Source organism: Pseudomonas sp. FG86, assembly GCF_057808775.1.
This window is the reverse complement of the sequence record NZ_JBMDIS010000199.1, coordinates 1-625: the sequence shown is the minus strand read 5'-3', so window position 1 is coordinate 625 and position 625 is coordinate 1. Positions and strand designations below refer to the sequence as shown.

Here is a 625-nt window from a genome sequence, read left to right as displayed (position 1 = left end):
CAGATCCGTACGTGCGGAACTACCGCATACGGCTCCTGCCTCGGGTATGTGACGCGAAGCGGTCCCCCGGCCCTCAGGGTACGGATGTGCATTTCTGGGTTTAGGTATGTAGAGGTCGGCGAGGCGACCGTAGCGTGACCATTGGAGTGGTTCCAACAGGCAGCTTTTGGCCGCGTACTGCCTAAGCGCTAACGAGCAACGCACGAGCGCAGGTAGCCGCCCTTCGAAAATCGGTGCAGTAGCGGCCAACTATTTCCGATTGCCTCAGATCTTGTCCCACTGAAAGCCTGACAGCTCACGCCTACCAAGGAGCCGCCATGAGCCACCAAGCCTTCGAGTACCGCACCGAGTTCACCCCTCTGCTCTATCGCCTCCAGACCAGAAGCTTCCTGATCTTCAAGTCCGAGGAGCCTACGACCGAGCCGGACATCCAAGCCTATCTGCAGGATCCGCAGCGCCAAGAACTGCTGTCTCGGCTCGGCCGAGACGGCTGGGAGCTGGTCAGCGTCCAGTCGGTGGTACGCGGAGAGATCAAGGTCGGCAACCAGAACGCCCAGGGCTGGGCATACGGCATCGTAAGCGCTCCATAAACCCCACCTTCAAATGACCCAAGTACGACCTGATG

Annotated in this window: 1 protein-coding gene; it reads left to right on the top strand. The window is 59.8% G+C overall.

Annotated elements, in window-relative coordinates:
• Positions 1-317 precede the first annotated feature (317 nt).
• Positions 318-590 carry a hypothetical protein gene (locus tag ACODSV_RS36300; protein WP_126589109.1) on the top strand — a complete coding sequence of 91 codons (273 nt, stop codon included), beginning with the start codon at positions 318-320 and terminating at the stop codon, positions 588-590.
• The last annotated feature ends 35 nt before the right edge of the window (positions 591-625 follow it).

Excerpts from the sequence above, each read along its gene's own strand:
- ACODSV_RS36300 (WP_126589109.1), top strand. The coding sequence starts at position 318 with ATGAGCCACCAAGCCTTCGAGTACCGCACCGAGTTCACCCCTCTGCTC.